A 19,849-nucleotide genomic window follows, 5' to 3' on the forward strand; every position below is an offset into this window, starting at 1 on the left:
GCTTGAGGTATGAGTGACCCCGCTGCCTCTGCCCCTGCCCCTGCAGCCGCCGCATCCGCCGTGCCGCGCCGTGCTCGCGTCCGTGCGCCTGAGCTGGTGGGTCGGGGTGGCTGGCTGAACACGGGCGGGAAGGACCTGGCACTGGCCGATCTGCGGGGCCGGATCGTGGTGCTCGACTTCTGGACCTTCTGCTGCATCAACTGCCTGCACGTCATCGACGAGTTGCGGGAGATGGAGGAGCGGCACCAGGACACGGTGGTCGTCGTCGGGGTGCACTCGCCCAAGTTCGTGCACGAGGCCGAGCACGCAGCCGTGGTGGACGCCGTGGAGCGGTACGGGGTGTCGCACCCGGTGCTGGACGACCCCGAGCTGGCGACGTGGAAGCAGTACGCGGTGCGGGCCTGGCCGACGCTGGTGGTGATCGACCCGGAGGGGTACGTCGTCGCCCAGCACGCCGGTGAGGGGCATGTGCACGCGATCGAGAAGCTGGTCACCGAGCTGGAGGCGGAGCACGAGGCCAAGGGGACGCTGCGGCGCGGGGAGGGCCCGTACAGCCCGCCGGAGCCCGTCGCCACCGATCTGCGCTTCCCCGGCAAGGTGCTGGCCCTGCCGCAGGGCACCTTTCTGGTCTCCGACACCACGCGGCACCAGCTGGTGGAGCTGGCGGCGGACGGGGAGACCGTGCTGCGGCGTATCGGCGCCGGTGAGCGGGGGCTGGTGGACGGTGCCGCGGAGGCGGCGCGGTTCAACGAGCCGCAGGGACTGGCGCTGCTGCCGGACGGTGCGGTGCTGGTCGCCGACACCGTCAACCACGCGCTGCGCCGCCTCGATCCGGCCACCGGTGCGGTGGTGACGGTTGCGGGGACCGGCGCACAGTGGTGGCAGGGCGCCCCCACGGAGGGTCCCGCGCGGGAGGTGGCGCTCTCCTCGCCGTGGGATGTGGCGTGGTTCGCCGAGCGGGTGTGGATCGCGATGGCCGGGGTGCACCAGCTGTGGACGTACGACCCGGTCAGCGGGACCGTGGCCGCCGCCGCGGGGACGACGAACGAGGGGCTGGTGGACGGGCCCGCCGCCGAGGCGTGGTTCGCCCAGCCGTCCGGGCTGGCCGTCGCGGCGGACGGCAGCCGGCTGTGGGTCGCCGACTCCGAGACCAGTGCGCTGCGGTGGGTCGAGTGTGACGGGGACTCCTTCGCGGTGCGGACCGCCGTGGGCACCGGGCTCTTCGACTTCGGCCTCCGCGACGGCCCGGCCGACCAGGCCCTGTTCCAGCACCCGCTGGGTGTCACCGCGCTGCCCGACGGCTCGGTCGCCGTCTGCGACACCTACAACCACGCGCTGCGCCGCTACGATCCGGCTACCGGCGCGGTGGGTGAGGTGAGCACGCTGGCCACGGACCTGCGCGAGCCGTCGGGCGCCGTGCCGGCCCCCGACGGCCCGGGGGAGGCGGGCGGTGCGCCGGAGATCGTCGTCGTCGAGTCGGCGCGACACCGGTTGACCAGGCTGCGGCTGCCCGAGGACGCCGTACGGGTCGAGGGCGTGGCGCACCGTACGCAGCGCGCCGCCACCGAGGTGGCGGCGGGGACGCTGCGGCTCGATGTGGTCTTCCAGCCGCCGGCCGGGCAGAAGCTCGACACCCGCTACGGCCCCGCCACCCGGCTGGTCGTCAGCTCGACCCCGCCCGGCCTGCTCTCGGCCGGCGAGGGGACGGGCACCGATCTGCACCGGGAGGTCCGGCTGAGCGGCGAAGAGGGTACCGAGGGCGTGCTGCACGTCTCGGCGATGGCCGCCTCCTGCGACGAGGAGGGGGAGTTCCCCGCCTGCCATATGCACCAGCAGGACTGGGGAGTGCCGGTGCGGCTGAGCGCACGGGGCGCCGACCGGCTGCCGCTGGTGCTGGCGGGGTTGGACGAGAGGGCCGAGGGCTGACGGCCGAGGCCCCCGGAGCGGCGGACGTTCCGGCTCACTCCAGGTGGTGCCTGTTGTACTCCTCGGTGACCGGCGCACCGGGGGACGGGGGCTGGACGCGGCGGCGCTTGAGGATACTGATGTAGGTGCACAGCCCGATCGTGCCGACGATCAGCAGGATGATGCCCATCAGGTCGACGTTGATCCCGCTGATGTCGAGGTTGACTGCCAGCGCCAGGATTGCCCCCACGGCCATCATGCCAATGCAGATGACGATGCCCATGAGTGTTGCCTCCAAGCTCGATTGAGCCGAACGGCTCCGTGGGACGAGCCCATTCGCTTACCGAGCGCGGGTACCCGGCACACCGGGAGGCAATCAGCGGGCAGCCGGGGCCCGTTCGTCACCCGTCCAGGAACGCCGTAAGGCAGTTGGCCAGCAGATAGGGGTCCTCGGCGCCGCACAACTCCCGCGCGGAGTGCATCGAGAGGATGGCCACGCCGATGTCGACGGTCGTGATCCCGTGCCGGGCCGCGGTGATGGGGCCGATGGTGGTGCCGCAGGGCACGTCGTTGTTGGAGACGAAGCTCTGCCAGGGCACCCCCGCCCGCTCGCAGGCGGCGGCGAAGAGCGCGCGCCCGCTGCCGTCGGTGGAGTAGCGCTGGTTGACGTTGACCTTGAGGATCGGACCGCCGTTGGGCAGTGGGTGGTGGCCCGGCTCGTGCCGCTCGGGGTAGTTGGGGTGCACGGCGTGGCCGGTGTCGGAGGACAGGCAGACGGTGCCCGCCCAGGCGCGGGCGCGCTCGTCGTAGGAGCCGCCCCGGGCGTAGACCGAGCGCTCCAGCACCGAGCCCAGCAGCGGGCCCTCGGCGCCGGTGTCGGACTGGCTGCCGTTCTCCTCGTGGTCGAAGGCGGCCAGTACCGGGATCGTGCCGAGTTCCGTGTCGGCTCCACGCGCCGCCACGGCGGTGAGCGCCGCGACGCCCGCGTGCACCGACAGCAGATTGTCCATCCGGGGGCCGGCGACCAGCTCGCGGTCGCGCCCCAGATAGGCCGGGGGCTCGACGCTGTGCGCCATCAGGTCCCAGCCGGTGATCTCGTCGGCCGACAGCCCGCTCTCCTCGGCGAGGAAGCGCAGCAGATCGCCCTCCCGCGGCTGGCCGAGCCCCCACACCGGCGTCATATGGCGCTGCCGGTTCAGCTTGAGTCCGTCGTTGACCTGCCGGTCGAGGTGGATGGCCAGCTGCGGTACGCGCAGCACGGCACGGTCCACGTTCACCAGATGGGTGGAGCGGTCGCGGAGCGTCAGCCTGCCGCTGAGACCGAGGTCGCGGTCGAGCCAGGTGTTGAGGAGGGCGCCGCCGTAGATCTCGACGGCCACCTGCCGCCAGCCGTGTGCGCCGGTGTCGGGGACGGGCTTGACGCGCAGGTTGGGCGAGTCGGTGTGGGCCCCGATGATGCGGAAGGGGGTGCCGGGGGTGGCGTTCTCGGGGACGTACCACGCGATGAGCGCGCCGCCGCGCAGTACGTACCTGCCGCCGGGCGCCGCGTCCCAGGCCTCGGTCTCCAGGACCTGGCGGAAACCGGCCTTCTCCAGCCGCGCGGCCGCGTTCGCCACCGCGTGGTACGGGGAGGGGCTGGCGGCGAGGAAGGACAGCAGACCGTCGGTGTGACCGCGGTCGAACGGCGTGGCAGTGCTCATGGCCCCACTTTACGGTGCGCCTGGTGGGGCCTCGCCCGGTGAGGGGCTGCCCCTGTCCCGCCGTCGCTCTGCGGCTGCGTCGACGGTTGGCCGCGCAGTTCCCCGCGCCCCTTGCGGGGCGCGGGGCACTGCTGTGCTTGCCGCGTGGATCTAGAACGCGTTCTCGTCGAGTTCCATGACCGAGAGGTCCACCGCGTCGGCCAGCTCGCGCTGGACGGCGACCTGCGGCAGCACGTTCGCGGCGAAGAACTTCGCCGCGGCGATCTTGCCCTGGTAGAAGGGGACGTCCTTGGCGGAGGCGCCCGCCAGCTTCTCGGCGGCCACGGCGGCGCCGCGCAGCAGCAGGTAGCCGATGACGACATCGCCCGCGGCCATCAGGAAGCGGGTGGTGTTGAGGCCCACCTTGTAGATGGAGTTGACGTCCTTCTCGGTGGCGGCCAGGTCGGTGAGCATGGTGCCGACGATGGCCTCCAGCTCGACGGCGGCCTTGGCGAGGTGGTCGCGGGAGCCGGCCAGCTCCTCGCCGCCCTGGGCCTCGGCGAGGAACTTCTTGATCTCCTCGGAGAGCGCGGTGAGCGCCTGGCCCTGGTCGCGGACGACCTTGCGGAAGAAGAAGTCCTGGCCCTGGATGGCGGTGGTGCCCTCGTAGAGGGTGTCGATCTTGGCGTCCCGGATGTACTGCTCGATCGGGTACTCCTGCAGATAGCCGGAGCCGCCCAGGGTCTGCAGGGACTGCGCCAGCTGCTCGTAGGACTTCTCGGAGCCGTAGCCCTTCACGATCGGCAGCAGCAGGTCGTTGAGGCGGCGCGCGGCGTCCGCGTCCTCGCCGTTGTGCTCCTTGAGCAGGATCTCGTCCTGCACCGCGGCGGTGTACAGCACGAGGGAGCGCATGCCCTCGGCGTACGCCTTCTGCGTCAGCAGGGCGCGGCGTACGTCCGGGTGGTGGGTGATGGTGACGCGCGGCGCGGTCTTGTCGGTGAACTGCGCCAGGTCGGCGCCCTGCACCCGCTCCTTGGCGTACTCCAGCGCGTTGAGGTAGCCGGTGGACAGGGTGGCGATGGCCTTGGTGCCGACCATCATCCGGGCGAACTCGATGATCTTGAACATCTGCCGGATGCCGTCGTGCTTCTCGCCCAGCAGCCAGCCCTTGGCGGGCTGGTTGGCACCGAAGGTCATCTCGCAGGTGTTGGAGACCTTCAGGCCCATCTTGTGCTCGACGTTGGTGGCGTAGACGCCGTTGCGCTCGCCCAGCTCGCCGGTCTCCCAGTCGAAGTCGTACTTGGGGACGATGAACAGCGACAGCCCCTTGGTGCCGGGGCCGTGGCCCTCGGGGCGGGCGAGGACGAAGTGCACGATGTTCTCGGACATGTCGTGCTCACCGGAGGTGATGAAGCGCTTCACGCCCTCGATGTGCCAGGTGCCGTCGGCCTGCTGGGTGGCCTTGGTGCGTCCGGCGCCCACGTCCGAGCCGGCGTCCGGCTCGGTGAGCACCATGGTGGAGCCCCACTGCTTCTCGGCCATCAGCTGCGCGATCTTGCGCTGCTCCTCGGTGCCCTCCTCGTGCAGGACGCCGGCGAAGGCCGGGCCGGAGGCGTACATCCACACGGCCGGGTTGGAGCCCAGGATCGTCTCGGCGAAGCCCCACAGCAGCGAGCGCGGCGCGGTCGTGCCGCCGATCTCCTCCGGGATGCCCAGGCGCCACCACTCGGCGTCCATGTAGGCCTGGTAGCTCTTCTTGAAGGCGGCGGGCACCGGCGCGGTGTTGGTGTCCGGGTCGAAGACCGGCGGGTTGCGGTCACCGTCCTCGAAGGAGGCGGCCAGCTCGTTCTCGGCCAGCCGCGCGATCTCGGACAGCACGTTCTTGGCGGTCTCGACGTCCATCTCCGCGAACGGTCCGGTGCCGTACACCGTGTCGCGCCCGAGCACCTCGAAGAGGTTGAACTCGATGTCGCGGAGATTCGACTTGTAATGCCCCATGGCGACGGCTCCGTAGTGGCTCGCTCGTACTTGTCGGTAGTCCCATAGATGATGCTACCCGCCGGTAATAAGAAGCAACCCCTCGCCACCCTTCTGTGACTCGTTACTCTTCTTAGCTATGTACGGTTACGACCAGACCGGTGCCCCTCCCGGACAGGGCCATGGGCCGCAGCCCGGACAGGGGCACGGCGCGCACGGCTACCAGCACGCCGGGCATGCTTCGCACCCCGGTCAGCAAGGTCACCAGGCACCGCCTCCGCCGTACGGAGCGCAGCAGGGGGCGCCGCAGTACGGCCAGCCGGGCCCGCAGCAGCCGCTCTACCCCGAGCCTTCCCCGCCCTCCCTCCAGGAGGCGATCCGCGCGTTCACCACGGGCTCGATGAGCGCCGAGGACTTCCAGGGCATCTTCTCCACCTCCAAGGTGTACTGCCCGCGCGGCGACACCCCCGGCTTCCTCGCCCTGCACAACACCCAGCAGCCCGTCATCCCGATGTTCAGCACGCTCAAGGAGCTGCGCGCCTACGCGGGCAAGGAGTCGAAGTACTTCGTCATCACCGGCGCCGAGGTCCTCGACCTGCTGCCGTCGGGGTACGGCTTCGTGCTCGACATGGAAGGTGAGCACCGGGTGGTCTTCGACGCCAAGGCGGTCGAGGAGATGGTCGACTTCGCGATGCGGCGGATGTACGGCTGACGCTCCGCTGGGTGCGCCGCTTTCATCGCGGGCCCGGCCCCGTGAGGGGTTCTGAGCAGGGACTGCCCCCGCCTGTTGCTTGCAGGCTGCAGGTGCTTTGTGGCTGTGGGGGCACCTCCCGGCCGGAGGCTGGGGGAGCAGTTCCCCGCGCCCCTGAATTGCTGCCCCGCAAGCTTGGGCAGTCTGCGCCAGGGGCGCAGGGTGGGCAAGCGCAGCCCCCCTCGCGGGGTACGCGGTCAGGTGTCGAGGGGTTCCCACTGGGCGAGGGAGGGCTCCATCGTGGGGGCGGTTGTGGGGTCCTGTTCGTGGATCTCGAACCAGATGCACTTGCCCTCGCCCCGCGGGTCCACGCCCCAGTGGTCGGCGAGCATGCCCAGCAGCATCAAGCCGCGCCCCGAGGAGGCGAGTTCGCCCGGAGTACGGCGGTGCGGCAGCTCGTCGCTGGAGTCGGAGACATTGACCCGCAGTGTGCGCACCCCGCCCTCCCGCGGGAGGGTGATCTCCGCGACGAGCACCGCGTCCCCGTCCGTGTGCACCAGCACGTTCGTCAGCATCTCGGAGAGCATCAGCACCGCGCCGTCCACCTGGTCCGGATCGGCCCAGTCGTGCAGCAGGTCGTGCAACTGGTGGCGGGCGACGGCGATCCGGTCCGGCTGGGCCTGGGCGACGGTCAGCACCGTGCGCCGGGTGGTGACAGGCGCGCCGGCCGCCGGTGGACCCACCCCGGTGGGGCTGCGGGAGAGCAGCAGCAGTGCGATGTCGTCCTCGCGCCGGTCGGTCAGCGGCCCCGGGCCCGTGGTGCTCCGGGCCGCGCCGTCGCAGCCGCCCTGCACGGCCCGGACGAGCGCGTCGGCGACCTGCTCCAGCGCCGGGCCCCCGCCGACCCTGGGCCCGGCACTGTCGGTCATCTCCTCGACCACCGCGCTCAGCCGCGCCCACCCCGTCTCCAGGTCGTGCCCGCCCGTCTCGATCAGCCCGTCGGTGCACATCAGCAGCCGCTCCCCCGGCTCCAGCACCAACCGGGTGACGGGGTACTCCGTATCGGGGTCGATCCCCAGCGGGAGGCCCCCCGCCGTGGAGCGGACCAGCAGCGGGCCGTCCGGCAGCTGCACCGCGGGGTCGAGGTGGCCGGCGCGGGCCACGTCCAGGACACCGGTCTCGGGATCCACCTCCACGTAAAGACAGGTGGCGAAGCGCGGCTCGGCGTACTCGGCCTCCTCCTCCGCGGTGGTGCCGACCGGCCCTGGAGAGTCCGGCGTCGCCTCCGCCGGCGCGGTGGCCGGCGGCGCGTTGACGCGCTCGCCCGCGCTCATCCCGTGCAGGAAGCGGGAGGCGCGGGAGAGCACCGCGTCCGGGTGGTGCCCCTCGGCGGCGTAGGCGCGTACCGCCACCCGCAGCTGGCCCATGATGCCCGCCGCCCGTACGTCGTGGCCCTGGACGTCGCCGATGACCAGCGCGGTACGCCCGGAGGGCAGCGGGATGACGTCGTACCAGTCGCCGCCGATCTGCAGTCCGCCCCCGGTGGGCACATACCGGGCCGCCAGGTCCATGCCGGGGACGGCCGGGCTGTGCGCGGGCCGCATCACCCGCTGCAGCCGGGCCGACAGCTCGCGCTCCGACTCGTTCAGCATGGCCCGGGAGAGCGACTGCGCCAGCATCCGCGCCACCGTCGTCAGCACGGCCCGCTCGTCGGGGGTGAAGGAGACGGGCCGGGCGAAGGCCGCCATCCACGCGCCGATGGTGCGCCCCGCGACGGTCAGCGGCAGAAAGGCCCAGGCGGCGTGGCCCGGCTGGGTCTCTGCGGGGCGCGCGGCCGGGAAGCGCTCCGCGTACTCGTCGGGGCTGTGCAGATAGCGGGCGCGGCCCGTGCGTACCGCCTCGGCGGCCGGATCGTCGTCCGTCAGATGCAGCCGGGAGCCGCTGCCCCGCGGACCGTAGCCACCGCCGGGTACATACGGGTGACCGGGGCGGGGCGGGGCGCCGGGCGAGGCGCCGTAGACGGTGAGCTGGTCGCCGCTGACGACGAAGACGGCGAGCGCCTCGGGGGAGAAGCCGGGCATGGCCAGCGACGAGGCCACCCGCAGCACGTCGGCCGTGGTGTACGCCTCGGCCAGTGCGCGCCCGGTGTCCAGCAGGAACGCCTCCCGGTTGCGCCGCCAGTCCCACTCGACCGCCGGGCCGCGGGAGGTACCCGGGGTCGCCGGGGCCCCGGTGGCGGTCGGCGGTCGGGCTCCGGCCCCGCGCGTGGCCGGGCCACCGCGCCCGTGCGCCGGGGGAGCCGGCCGCCGCTGGTCGTCCGGACGGGTGGCGCTCTCCGGCTCGGGCACCTCGTAGAGCAGGCCGGTGAGGGCGGCGGTGTACTCGGGCGCCCCCTCGCCCCGCGCGGCGGCCCGAGGGGCGCCGGGGGTGGCCGGGACCGGGCGTACGACCACCCGCACGGTCCGCTCCACCTGCCCCTGGGCGTCCACCACCCGCAGCAGCGCCTCGGCCGGGGAGTCCTCCGCGAGGGCCAGGGTGACGATGCCCTGGAAGCCGACGTAGTCGACGGCGTGCAGATGGGAGCGGACCGCGCTGCCGGACAGGGTGATGTGGGCGTCCGTACGCGCATCATCCGCGGGCTCGGCGGCCTCGTCGGCGACCCCGAGGAGGCGGGCCGCGCGGGCATCGAGCGTCACCAGACCTGTGGCGTTGTCCCAGGTCCACAGCCCGGCGCCCAGGACCGCCAGGGCGTCATCGGTGCGCATTGCACCACTTTATGCGCAGTTCGTGGGGTTGCGGAAACGGGGGCGAAGGAGGGTGGCCCAGGGCGGTAGTCTGAGGGGTACTCCACTGTGACCCCTGAGCCGAACGACTTGGATGAATGATGCATCGGTACCGGTCCCACACCTGCGGCGAGCTTCGCGCCACGGACGTCGGCACTGACGTCCGGCTGAGCGGCTGGCTGCACAATCGCCGGAACCTGGGCGGCATCCTCTTCATCGATCTGCGCGACCACTACGGCATCGTCCAGCTCGTCGTCCGCGACGAGTCGAGCGAGATCAACGAGAAGCTCAGCTCGCTGGCCAAGGAGACCGTCCTGCGGGTGGACGGCAGGGTCACCGCCCGCGGCGAGGAGAACGTCAACCCCGAACTGCCCACCGGCGAGATCGAGGTGGAGGTCTCCCAGGTCGAGGTGCTGGGCGGCGCCGAGCAGATCCCCTTCACCATCAACGCCGAGGACGGCGTCAACGAGGAGCGGCGCCTGGAGTACCGCTTCCTCGACCTGCGCCGCGAGCGCATGCACCGCAATGTGATGCTGCGCAGCAAGGTCATCGCCGCCATCCGCGAGAAGATGGTGGCCCAGGGCTTCAACGAGCTGGCGACCCCGATCCTGTCGGCCACCTCGCCCGAGGGCGCCCGCGACTTCCTGGTCCCCTCCCGGCTGCACGCCGGCAAGTTCTACGCGCTGCCGCAGGCGCCGCAGCAGTTCAAGCAGCTGCTGATGATCGCCGGGTTCGACCGCTACTTCCAGATCGCGCCCTGCTTCCGCGACGAGGACGCCCGCGCGGACCGCTCGCCGGGCGAGTTCTACCAGCTCGACATGGAGATGAGCTTCGTCGAGCAGGAGGACGTCTTCGGCGTCATCGAGACGGTGATGACCGAGCTGTTCCAGGAACTGGGCGAGGGCCGCGAGGTCACCTCGCCGTTCCCGCGCATCCCCTTCCGCGAGGCCATGGTCAAGTACGGCTCGGACAAGCCGGACCTGCGCGCGCGGCTGGAGCTGACGGACGTCTCGGACATCTTCGCCGGCTCCGGCTTCAAGGCGTTCGCCGACAAGCACGTACGCGCCCTGCCGGTGCCGGGCACCGCGGAGCAGCCGCGCAAGTTCTTCGACTCGCTGGGCGACTTCGCCGTCGAACAGGGTGCCAAGGGCCTGGCCTGGGTGCGGGTCGCCGAGGACGGATCGCTCTCCGGCCCCATCGCCAAGTTCCTCACGGACGACAACGTCAAGGCGCTCACCGACGCGCTGGGCCTGACCCCCGGTCACGCGGTCTTCTTCGGCGCGGGCGAGTTCGACGAGGTCTCCAAGATCATGGGCGCTGTCCGGGTCGAGGCCGCCAAGCGCGCCGGGCACTTCGAGGAGAACGTCTTCCGGTTCTGCTGGATCGTGGACTTCCCGATGTTCGAGAAGGACGAGGAGACCGGCAAGATCGAGTTCTCCCACAACCCGTTCTCCATGCCGCAGGGCGGCCTGGAGGCGCTGCGCACCAAGGACCCGCTGGACATCCTCGCCTGGCAGTACGACATCGTCTGCAACGGCGTCGAGCTGTCCTCCGGCGCGATCCGTAACCACGAGCCGGAGATCATGTTCGAGGCCTTCGGGATCGCGGGCTACTCCCAGGAGGACGTCGAGCGGGAGTTCGGCGGCATGCTGCGCGCCTTCCGCTTCGGCGCCCCGCCGCACGGCGGTATCGCCCCCGGCATCGACCGCATCGTGATGCTGCTCGCGGACGAGCCCAACATCCGCGAGACCATCGCCTTCCCCCTCAACAACAACGCCCTCGACCTGATGATGGGCGCCCCCAGCGAGGTCGACGAGGCCCGCCTGCGGGAGCTCCACCTCTCGGTGCGCAAGCCCCCGCAGGTGAAGCCGGCGCAGTAGGGCGCGGCGCGCGCTTTTTGGCAACGCCACAGGCCCGGGTCCTTCGTGCAGGACCCGGGCCTGTGGCATGCCCGATACTGTGAAGGCATACGCAGCCTGCCCGGCCGCCGAGTGGAGGTGAACGATCATGACGGTGCCCGCACTGAGCCCCCGTCCCGGCAACCTGCGCGAGGTCGCGGAGGAGATCGAGAGGGCGACCGGACTGCGCGTGGAGATCCTGGGAGGGAAGCTCGTGATGTCCCCGACCCCGCGTGGCAAGCACGCGGGAACGATCAGGCGGTTGCGTCATCAGCTGGCGCCGCAGCTGTCGGGCGGACTCGATCTGTACGAGGTCTCGTCCATCGCCCTCCCCGACGACCCGGACGACTACTGCACCCCGGATCTGGTCGTCCTGCCCACGGAGTGGGACGAGGACGACGAATGGCTTGTCGACCCGGGCGATGTCGAGCTGGCCGTCGAGGTGATCTCCAAGTCGGAGAAGGCGAAGGACGTCACCGCCAAGAACGGCTGGTACGCGACAGCGGGCGTGCGCACGCTGCTGGTCGTTGATCCGCGGGGTGGTGACTGGGCGCTGTACACGCGTCCACGGGACGGCGTCTACCAAGGAGTTCTGCACGGCAAGTACGGGGAGGAGCTGCCGCTCCCGGCGCCGTTCACCCGGCCCGTGGACACCTCGTGCCTCCCGTTGTACGGGGACGGCGCCCGGCCCGCATGACAACGCGTGAGCCCCGCCCTCGGGGCGGGGCTCGAAGCACGACCGGGCGGGGCGCCCTATTTCGTCTCCTCCAGCCGCGGGAAGAGCGCGGCGCCCTTGGTGACCGTCGTACCGGCGGGGAGCTTGCCCCAGGTGCCGGCCTCGGCGATGCGCTGCTCCGCGAGCGGGCCCAGCGCCGGTTCGGCGCCCAGGGTCTCCCACAGCTTGGCGCTGGAGTCGGGCATCACCGCGTTGAGCAGCACCGCGCAGGCGCGCAGTGAGTCGGCCGCGGTGTAGAGGATGGTGGCCAGCCGCTCCTGAGCCTCCGCGGAGGTGTCCTTGGCGACCTTCCACGGCGCCTGCTCGGTGAGATAGCCGTTGACCTGCTTGATGAAGTCGAAGATCGCGGCGATGCCGCCCGCGAAGTCGAGCTGCTCGCCGATCCTCTCGTCCGCCTCGCGGACGGCCTTGGCCAGCCCGTCGGCGACTGTCTGCTCGGCCTCGCCGTGTGCGGTGGCCTCCGGCAGCGCGCCGTCGAAGTACTTGCCGACCATGGCGGCCACCCGGGAGGCCAGGTTGCCGTAGTCGTTGGCGAGCTCGCTGGTGTAGCGGGCCGAGAAGTCCTCCCACGAGAAGGAGCCGTCCTGGCCGAAGGCGATGGCGCGCAGGAAGTACCAGCGGTAGGCGTCCACACCGAAGTGGTCCGTCAGCTCGTGCGGCGAGATGCCCGTCAGGTTCGACTTGGACATCTTCTCGCCGCCGACCATCAGCCAGCCGTTGGCGACGACCCGCTTGGGCAGCGGCAGCCCGTTGGCCATCAGCATCGCGGGCCAGATCACCGCGTGGAAGCGGAGGATGTCCTTACCGACAAGATGGACGTCGGCGGGGAAGGTCTCGTCGAACTTCCGTTGGTCGGAGCCGTAGCCGACGGCCGTCGCGTAGTTGAGCAGGGCGTCGATCCACACATAGATGACGTGCTTGTCGTCCCAGGGGATCTTGACGCCCCAGTCGAAGGTGGAGCGGGAGATCGACAGGTCCTCCAGGCCCTGGCGGACGAACTGCATGACCTCGTTGCGCGCCGACTCGGGCTGGATGAACTCCGGGTGCGCCTCGTAGTGCTCCAGCAGCTTCTCGCCGTAGGCGGAGAGCTTGAAGAAGTAGTTCTCCTCCTGGAGCATCTCCACGGGCTTCTTGTGGATGGGACACAGCTTCTGTCCCGCGTACTCCCCTTCCCCGTCGAGGAGTTCGCCGTAGGTCTTGTACTCCTCGCAGGGCACGCAGTACGGGCCCTCGTAGCCGCCCTGGTAGATCTCCCCGCGGTCGTACAGATCCTGTACGAACTCCTGGACGCGGTCGGTGTGCCGCTTCTCCGTGGTGCGGATGAAGTCGTCATTCGCGATCCGCAGATGTTCCCAGAGGGGTTTCCACGACTCCTCGACGAGTTTGTCGCACCATTCGCGCGGACTGACCCCGTTGGCCTCCGCCGTGCGCATGATCTTCTGACCGTGCTCGTCCGTGCCGGTGAGGTACCACACCTTCTCGCCGCGCTGGCGGTGCCAGCGGGTGAGCACGTCGCCTGCGACGGTCGTATAGGCGTGGCCCAGGTGGGGAGCGTCGTTCACGTAGTAAATGGGCGTCGAGACGTAGTACGCCCCGTGCCCCGTCTGCTCTGATCCAGTGGCCGCCATACCCGAATCCTATCGGCCGGGTGCCGGCCCTTTTCCCGCCCCGCTCCCAGCCCCGCTTCCCGCCTGTCTCCCTCCGGCCGCCCGCCCGGCGTTTCCGCAGCCCTCGGCCACGCTGCGTCAAGGAGACGAGCCGCGGGTCACCCCTGACGGGGGCCGTCGCGGGAGAAGAACAACGGTCATCGAACGGCTACATGCGTGCACGAAGACGGCGACGATCGCTCAATCACGGGCTCGATGCGGGCACGATGCGGCGTGGGCGGAGCGTTGGCCCCTTGACGGGGGCGTCGGCCGCGGCAGATGCCGCCCCGCCGAGGGGACGACGCACGGTGATGCGTCGGCGCGTCGTGTGCAATGTGGCGGTCGAGCGACGACAGTGATGGCGAAGGAGGTGGCAGCGTGCAGTCCGAGGGGCCCAACCCGGGCACGTGTTGCCGCTGCGATCTGCCGGTGCGGCACCGGGCCCTGATCGCGATCATCGAGACGGGCTCCGGGCCAGGCGGCAGCGCGTACGCGTGTCTGCCGTGCGCCCGCGACTATGCGAAGACCTCGCTCGCCCCCGAGTGGATCGGCGAGACGATCGCCCACGCGGAGACCATGCGGATGGTGTGGGACGACGAGGGGGAGCAACCCCACGAGGCCGACGACGAACCCGACCCCGCCACCTGGTAACCCCCCCCCGCCGCTACCGGGCGCCCCCTCCCCACTCGGGCCCCACGGCTCTGCCGGTTCGGGTGGCCTGGTGGCCCTGCCGGTTCGGCGGCCTGGCGGCTCTGCGGTCGGTGGCCCGGGGGCTTGGTGGCCCGGTGCCCCGGTGGCTTGGCGGCCTCGCTGCTCGATCGCCGCAGCGGCCTTGCGGCCTTGCGGCTCGGGGCCTGCGGTGGCTCGGTTGCTCCGGTGCCCCTGGCGGCCCGGTGCCCCTGGCGGCTCGGCGGCCTGGCGGCCTGGCGGCCCGGTGGCTCTGGCGGCTCGTTGGCCTGGCGGCTTGCTGCCCGCTGTCCCGGTTTCCCCAGCGGCCTGGCGGCCAGGCGGCCCGGTGGCCCGGTGCCTCGGGGGTCCAGTGGTCCTCAGCGGCCTGGTGGCCCGGCGGCTCTGGTGACTTGGCGGCCTCGGGGCTCGATCGCCCCGATCGCCTCGTGGCTCGGTGGCTCTGGTGGCCAACCGCTGGCCTCGCGGCTTGGTCGCCTGGTTGTTCAGGCGGCCTCGCGGCTCCGGTGACCCGTGGCTTGGGAGCCCGTCGGCTCCGGCGGCCCGGTTGCTCCCGTGGCCGGTGGCCTTGCGCTCTGGTGACTCGGTGGTCTAGCGGCCTCGCGGCCCGGTGGACTGTCGGCCCGGTGGGCCCGTGGCCCGGTGGCCTGGCGGGCTCGCGGCTCGGTGGCCCAGTGGCCTGGGCCCCGTCGGCTTCGGTGCCCGGGCTGTTCTGGTGGGCTCGCGGCTCGGCCGCTCGGCGGCCTGACGGCTCGGGGCCCCGATTCCACCGGCCCCCGGAGGTCCGGCCCCCCACCGGTGGTGCGGTGCCCGGTGGCCTGGTGGGGGCGGGTGTCGGTGGGGGACGTGTTCACCCGGGATTCATGCTGAGGTCGTTCTCCCGCGTATCCGTCCCCATAGCGTCACGGCGGCGTACGGCGTACAAGCGCAGACCGCGCACCGCCCACCGCGCAGACCGCGCACAGACCGGAGGAACGACGATGCGAAAGCCGCTGCCGCTGCTCACTTCGCACCCCACGGGAAGATCAGCGATGACCTGCCGCTACCGCTGCGGCGACGCCTGCTTCCACGAGGTGCCCAACACCAGCTCGAACGAGTACGCCGGTGACGTCATCGCCCGGGCCCTCTCGCGCCGGTCGGTGCTGCGCGCGGGTGCCGTTGTCGGCGTCGCCGCCGCCGCGGGTACCGGGCTGGCCGGTCCGGGTGCCGAGTCCGCCTCCGCAGCCGTCCCGGCGGGCAAGGGTCCCAAGCCGGGCAGGCCGCACGGCCGGGCGGCCAAGGGGCTGCGGTTCGAGCCGGTCGCGCCCAACACCGCGGACAAGGTGACGGTGCCGAAGGGCTACGAGCAGAACATCGTCATCCGCTGGGGCGAACCGATTCTGCGCGGGGCGCCGGACTTCGACCCCGAGCGGCAGAGCGCCAAGGCGCAGGCGGGGCAGTTCGGCTACAACAACGACTTCCTCACCCTGCTGCCGCTCTCCTCGCGGCACCGCGGCCACGGCGCCGACCAGCTGCTGGTGGCCAACCACGAGTACACCGACGAGGTGCTGATGTTCGCCGGGTACGACCCGGAGAAGCCCACCCGTGAGCAGGTCGAGATCGCCTGGGCCGCGCACGGCCTGTCCGTCGTCGCCGTCTCCGGTGAGCGCCGTACGGGCGCACTGCGCGCCGTGCCCCGCCACCCGCTCAACCGCCGGGTGACCGCCACCACGCCGTTCGAGCTCACGGGCCCGGCGGCGGGCAGCCCGCTGCTGCGCACCAAGGCCGACCCGCGCGGGCGCCGGGTGCTGGGCACCCTCAACAACTGTTCCGGCGGCACCACGCCCTGGGGCACGGTGCTCTCCGGCGAGGAGAACTTCAACCAGTACTTCGCCAACGCGGAGAAGGTGACCGACCCGGAGCGGGCCGCCACCCTCAAGCGCTACGGCGTCACCGGCGGCGCCAGCGAGCGGCGCTGGGAGGAGTTCGACGAGCGGTTCGACCTGACCGAGGAGCCGAACGAGGTGCACCGCTTCGGCTGGGTGGTCGAGCTGGACCCGTACGACCCCGACTCCACGCCCCGCAAGCACACCGCGCTGGGGCGCTTCAAGCACGAGGCGGCCCAGCCGCGGCTGTCCCGGGACGGGCACGCGGTCGTCTACATGGGCGACGATGAGCGCTTCGACTACTTCTACAAGTTCGTCTCCAAGAAGACGATGCGCCGCGGCCACAGCGCGGCCGACCGGCGCCACAACCTGTCCCTGCTGGACGAGGGCACCCTCTATGTCGCCAAGCTGACCGGGGAAAGCCCGGCCGAGGAGATCGACGGCACCGGCACGCTGCCCGAGGACGGCGAGTTCGACGGCACCGGCCGGTGGATCCCGCTGGCCAGCGGCGACCGGTCGTACGTGGAGGGCATGACGGCCGAGGAGGTGTACGTCTTCACCCGGATGGCCGCCGACAAGGCGGGCGCCACCAAGATGGACCGCCCCGAGGACATCGAGCCCAGCCCGCGCACGGGCCGGGTCTATGTGGCGCTGACCAACAACACCGACCGGGGCAAGGAGGGCAAGCCGGGGGCGGACGAGGCCAACCCGCGGCACGGCAACAAGCACGGACAGGTGCTGGAGTTCGCCGAGCGGGGCAACGACCCCAGGGCGCGGTCCTTCTCCTGGCGGCTCTTCCTGGTCTGCGGCGACCCGGAGGACCCGGGCACCTACTTCGGCGGTTTCCCCAAGGACCAGGTCAGCCCGATCTCCTGCCCGGACAACGTGACGTTCGACGACTTCGGCAATCTGTGGCTGTCCACGGACGGCAACAAGCTGGGCTCGCACGACGGACTCTTCGGCGTGGCCACGGCCGGTTCGCGGCGCGGCGAGGTCCGGCAGTTCCTGACCGTCCCGACGGGTGCCGAGACATGCGGTCCGCTGGTGCAGGACCGGCGGGTGCTGGTCGCCGTCCAGCACCCGGGTGAGGTGGACGGTGCCTCGGTGGAGCAGCCCGCCTCCAGCTGGCCGGACGGTCCGGGCTCGTACGTCCGCCCCGCGGTGGTGGCCGTCTGGCCGAAGGACGGCTCCGACGTCGGACGGTGAGGACCGGCAGCAAGCGTGGGCGCGGGCCCCGTCGGCGGTGACCGGCGGGGCCCGCGCCGTGCGGTGGCGGGCCCCGGTCGCCCGTGCGAGGGTGACCAGAGGGACAAGGGGCTACGAAAGTGCCGTATCGGGTATCAGGCGGAACGCCCACCATCACGCCAACCACGCCAACCTCGCGGGTGCAGGTGCAGCCATGGAGCGAACCAGAATTCTGATCGTCGGCGGCGGCTTCGCCGGAGTCGAGTGCGCACGCGGGCTGGAGCGCGGTCTGCGGCCCGAAGAGGCGGAGATCGCTCTCGTCACCCCGGCCAGCTACGAGCTGTACCTTCCGCTGCTCCCCCAGGTCGCGGCCGGGGTGCTCACCCCGCAGTCGGTCGCGCCGCCGCTGCGCCGGCTGGTGCGCAGGACCTCCATCGTCCCCGGCATGGTCATCGGGATCGACCCGCACGATCGTATGTGCATCGTCCGGCTCATCAGCGGGGAGACCGTCAACCAGCCCTACGACCGGCTGATCCTCACCCCCGGCAGTGTCACCCGCAGCTTCGACATCCCCGGTCTCAACGAGCAGGCCCGCGGGATGAAGACGCTCGCCGAGGCCGCCTACGTACGCGACCATGTGATCGCCCAGCTCGATCTGGCGGCGGCCAGCACCAACGAGCAGGAGCGCAGGGAGCGGCTGCAGTTCGTCGTGGTCGGCGGCGGCTACGCGGGCACCGAGACGGTCGCCTGCCTGCAGCGGCTCACCAACTCCGCCGCCAAGCGCTATCCGCGGCTCGACCCCGACCTGATCAAGTGGCATCTGCTGGACATCGCACCGAAGCTGATGCCCGAGCTCGGGGAGAAGCTGGGGCGGCGCGCGCAGCAGATCCTGCGCGAGCGCGGGACCGATGTGTCGCTGGGCGTCTCCGTCGCCAAGGCCGAGGAGCGGCGGATCACCCTGACCGACAACCGGGTGCTGCCCTCCCGCACCCTGATCTGGACGGCGGGCGTCGCAGCCAGCCCGCTGATCGGCACTCTCGACGCGGAGACGATCAAGGGGCGGCTGGCGGTCAACGCCGACTTCACGGTGCCGGGGCACCCGGGCGTGTACGCGCTGGGCGACGCGGCGGCCGTACCCGATCTGACGAAGGTCGGCGGCGCCGTGTGCCCGCCCACCGCGCAGCACGCCGGCCGGCAGGGCAAGCACATGGCCCGCAATCTGATCGCCTCGCTGCGCGGCGAGCCCATGACGCCGTACCGGCACAAGGACCTGGGGCTGGTCGTGGATCTCGGCGGTACGGACGCGGTGGCCCGCCCGCTCGGATACGAGTTCTCCGGGTTCCCGGCGCAGGTCATCGCGCGCGGCTACCACCTGATGGCGCTGCCCACCTTCACCGCGAAGGCCCGCACCGTGGCGAACTGGAACCTCAACGCGCTGACCGGTGACGACTTCCTGCGCACCGGCTTCCTCTCCCGCCGCCCCGCCACCCTCCAGGACATGGAGGCCACGGACGCCTACCTCACCCAGGAGCGGGCACGCGAGCTGACGCCATGAGGTGGTTCTTCCGCGCCGTGGTCGGTGCCGTCATCCGGGAGATCGTCCGCGCGTTCTCGCGGGGTCGCCGCTGAGCCTTGACTTGAAGTGAACTTCAAGTCGGAGGGTGGGGGCCTCGCAGCCAGCGAGAGCCCCGAGCCGGAAGGCACCACCATGCACGCCGTCGTCCTGCACGCGTTCGGCCCCGCCGAGAACCTTCGCCATGAGACGCTGCCCGACCCCGAACCCGGCCCGGGGCAGCTGCGGATCGCCGTCCGCGCCGCCGGAGTGCACGCCATCGAGACCGTCCTGCGGGCCGGGGTGACCGAGGGCCTCGTACCGCCGCTGCCCGAGCTGCCGACTGTGTTCGGCGGCGAGGTCTCCGGCACCGTGGACGCGGTGGGGCCCGACGTCGACCCCGACTGGCTGGGCCGCGAGGTGGTCACCGCGAGCGGCACCCCCGGCGGCTACGCGGAACTGGCCGTCGCCGACGTCGCGGAGGTGCTGGAGCGCCCCGCCGGCCTCACCCACGAGGTGGCCGTCGCGGCGGTGGTGACGGGCACGACCACGGTCGGTGTCCTCGCCCACGCACAGCTCGGGCCGCAGGACGTGGTGCTGGTCAACTCGGCGGCGGGCGGCATCGGACGGCTGCTGGTCCAGCACGCCCACGCGCTGGGCGCCGTGGTGATCGGCGCCGCCGGGGGCCCCGCGAAGACGGCGGCCGTCCGCGAGTCGGGCGCCGACCTGGCCGTCGACTACAACCTCCCCGACTGGGGGCGCACGGTCGCCGACTGGCTGGCCGGCCCCGGCGGCGGACGCACCCTCACCGCCGTACTGGACGGGGTGGGCGGCGAGAAGGCCCGCACCGCCTACGGTCTGCTCGGCGAGGGCGGTCGCCTGGTGACGTACGGCGCCATCTCCGGCACCGAGTTCACGCCCTCCCCCGACGAGCTTACGGCCCACGGCCGCACCCATGTCGACGCCCTCGGGGCCCTGCTCGCCCACCCCGAGCACAACGCCGCCCACCGTGCCGAAGCCCTCGCCCGTACCGCCGCCGGGACCTTCACCCACACCACCCACCCCTTCCCCCTCGCCGAAGCCGCCCGGGCCCACCGCGCACTGGAACAGCGCGAAACCACGGGGAAGGTGGTCCTGATCCCGTAGCTCCCGTTATGGGGCGAGGGACCGAGGCCGTCCGGAATGCGGTGCGGAATGCGGTCCGGTGGCCGCGTGGGGGCGCGCATTCGGTGGGGGAATCCGGGC

At 71.7% G+C, this 19,849-nt stretch carries 13 protein-coding genes; 8 read left to right on the forward strand and 5 right to left on the reverse strand.

What is annotated here, in order from left to right:
• The first annotated feature begins 9 nt into the window (after positions 1-9).
• Positions 10-1,926 (forward strand): NHL domain-containing thioredoxin family protein, encoded by a 1,917-nt coding sequence (locus tag JW613_RS04485; protein ID WP_209209397.1) that lies wholly within the window; start codon positions 10-12, stop codon positions 1,924-1,926.
• A 34-nt stretch (positions 1,927-1,960) separates the two neighbouring features.
• On the opposite strand, the gene JW613_RS04490 is transcribed toward JW613_RS04485, so the two are convergent.
• From JW613_RS04490 to JW613_RS04500, 3 genes are all read right to left on the reverse strand, one after another.
• Positions 1,961-2,188 carry a hypothetical protein gene (locus JW613_RS04490; RefSeq protein ID WP_209209398.1) on the reverse strand — a complete coding sequence of 76 codons (228 nt, stop codon included), beginning with the start codon at positions 2,186-2,188 and terminating at the stop codon, positions 1,961-1,963.
• Between the two features lie 118 nt (positions 2,189-2,306).
• Entirely contained in the window at positions 2,307-3,605 is a 1,299-nt protein-coding gene (locus tag JW613_RS04495; RefSeq protein WP_209209399.1) for a M18 family aminopeptidase, read from the reverse strand.
• A gap of 150 nt (positions 3,606-3,755) precedes the next feature.
• Entirely contained in the window at positions 3,756-5,582 is a 1,827-nt protein-coding gene (locus JW613_RS04500) for an acyl-CoA dehydrogenase (RefSeq protein WP_209209400.1), read from the reverse strand.
• A gap of 118 nt (positions 5,583-5,700) precedes the next feature.
• On the opposite strand from JW613_RS04500, the gene JW613_RS04505 reads away from it, so the two are divergent.
• Positions 5,701-6,273, forward strand: a complete 573-nt coding sequence (locus JW613_RS04505; protein WP_099882940.1) for an SseB family protein — start codon at positions 5,701-5,703, stop codon at positions 6,271-6,273.
• Positions 6,274-6,509: 236 nt separating this feature from the next.
• Here the strand turns inward: JW613_RS04505 and JW613_RS04510 are convergent, their stop codons facing one another.
• Complete coding sequence (locus tag JW613_RS04510; protein WP_209209401.1) at positions 6,510-9,017, reverse strand: ATP-binding SpoIIE family protein phosphatase; 2,508 nt, start codon at positions 9,015-9,017, stop codon at positions 6,510-6,512.
• 119 nt (positions 9,018-9,136) lie between these two features.
• On the opposite strand from JW613_RS04510, the gene aspS reads away from it, so the two are divergent.
• Both aspS and JW613_RS04520 read left to right on the forward strand, forming a co-directional pair.
• Complete coding sequence (aspS, locus tag JW613_RS04515) at positions 9,137-10,915, forward strand: aspartate--tRNA ligase (RefSeq protein WP_209209650.1); 1,779 nt, start codon at positions 9,137-9,139, stop codon at positions 10,913-10,915.
• Between the two features lie 127 nt (positions 10,916-11,042).
• Entirely contained in the window at positions 11,043-11,630 is a 588-nt protein-coding gene (locus JW613_RS04520) for a Uma2 family endonuclease (RefSeq protein WP_209209402.1), read from the forward strand.
• A 56-nt stretch (positions 11,631-11,686) separates the two neighbouring features.
• Here JW613_RS04520 and metG read toward each other — a convergent pair whose 3' ends face one another.
• Positions 11,687-13,297, reverse strand: a complete 1,611-nt coding sequence (metG, locus tag JW613_RS04525; RefSeq protein ID WP_209209403.1) for a methionine--tRNA ligase — start codon at positions 13,295-13,297, stop codon at positions 11,687-11,689.
• A 396-nt stretch (positions 13,298-13,693) separates the two neighbouring features.
• Between metG and JW613_RS04530 the strand changes: the two genes are divergently transcribed.
• The 4 genes from JW613_RS04530 (at position 13,694) to JW613_RS04545 (ending at position 19,750) form a co-directional block, all read left to right on the forward strand.
• Positions 13,694-13,966 (forward strand): hypothetical protein, encoded by a 273-nt coding sequence (locus tag JW613_RS04530; RefSeq protein WP_209209404.1) that lies wholly within the window; start codon positions 13,694-13,696, stop codon positions 13,964-13,966.
• A 1,016-nt stretch (positions 13,967-14,982) separates the two neighbouring features.
• A complete protein-coding gene (locus JW613_RS04535; RefSeq protein WP_209209405.1) occupies positions 14,983-17,073 on the forward strand; it encodes a PhoX family protein in 2,091 nt (696 codons plus the stop codon).
• 193 nt (positions 17,074-17,266) lie between these two features.
• Entirely contained in the window at positions 17,267-18,607 is a 1,341-nt protein-coding gene (locus JW613_RS04540; protein WP_099882952.1) for an NAD(P)/FAD-dependent oxidoreductase, read from the forward strand.
• 153 nt (positions 18,608-18,760) lie between these two features.
• Complete coding sequence (locus JW613_RS04545) at positions 18,761-19,750, forward strand: zinc-binding dehydrogenase (RefSeq protein ID WP_209209651.1); 990 nt, start codon at positions 18,761-18,763, stop codon at positions 19,748-19,750.
• Positions 19,751-19,849 lie beyond the last annotated feature (99 nt).

Source organism: Streptomyces smyrnaeus, assembly GCF_017676345.1.
GTDB lineage: Bacteria > Actinomycetota > Actinomycetes > Streptomycetales > Streptomycetaceae > Streptomyces > Streptomyces smyrnaeus.

Excerpts from the sequence above, each read along its gene's own strand:
- JW613_RS04485 (WP_209209397.1), top strand. The coding sequence starts at position 10 with ATGAGTGACCCCGCTGCCTCTGCCCCTGCCCCTGCAGCCGCCGCATCC.
- JW613_RS04490 (WP_209209398.1), bottom strand. The coding sequence starts at position 2,188 with ATGGGCATCGTCATCTGCATTGGCATGATGGCCGTGGGGGCAATCCTG.
- JW613_RS04495 (WP_209209399.1), bottom strand. The coding sequence starts at position 3,605 with ATGAGCACTGCCACGCCGTTCGACCGCGGTCACACCGACGGTCTGCTG.
- JW613_RS04500 (WP_209209400.1), bottom strand. The coding sequence starts at position 5,582 with ATGGGGCATTACAAGTCGAATCTCCGCGACATCGAGTTCAACCTCTTC.
- JW613_RS04505 (WP_099882940.1), top strand. The coding sequence starts at position 5,701 with ATGTACGGTTACGACCAGACCGGTGCCCCTCCCGGACAGGGCCATGGG.
- JW613_RS04510 (WP_209209401.1), bottom strand. The coding sequence starts at position 9,017 with ATGCGCACCGATGACGCCCTGGCGGTCCTGGGCGCCGGGCTGTGGACC.
- aspS (WP_209209650.1), top strand. The coding sequence starts at position 9,137 with ATGCATCGGTACCGGTCCCACACCTGCGGCGAGCTTCGCGCCACGGAC.
- JW613_RS04520 (WP_209209402.1), top strand. The coding sequence starts at position 11,043 with ATGACGGTGCCCGCACTGAGCCCCCGTCCCGGCAACCTGCGCGAGGTC.
- metG (WP_209209403.1), bottom strand. The coding sequence starts at position 13,297 with ATGGCGGCCACTGGATCAGAGCAGACGGGGCACGGGGCGTACTACGTC.
- JW613_RS04535 (WP_209209405.1), top strand. The coding sequence starts at position 14,983 with ATGCGAAAGCCGCTGCCGCTGCTCACTTCGCACCCCACGGGAAGATCA.
- JW613_RS04540 (WP_099882952.1), top strand. The coding sequence starts at position 17,267 with ATGGAGCGAACCAGAATTCTGATCGTCGGCGGCGGCTTCGCCGGAGTC.
- JW613_RS04545 (WP_209209651.1), top strand. The coding sequence starts at position 18,761 with ATGCACGCCGTCGTCCTGCACGCGTTCGGCCCCGCCGAGAACCTTCGC.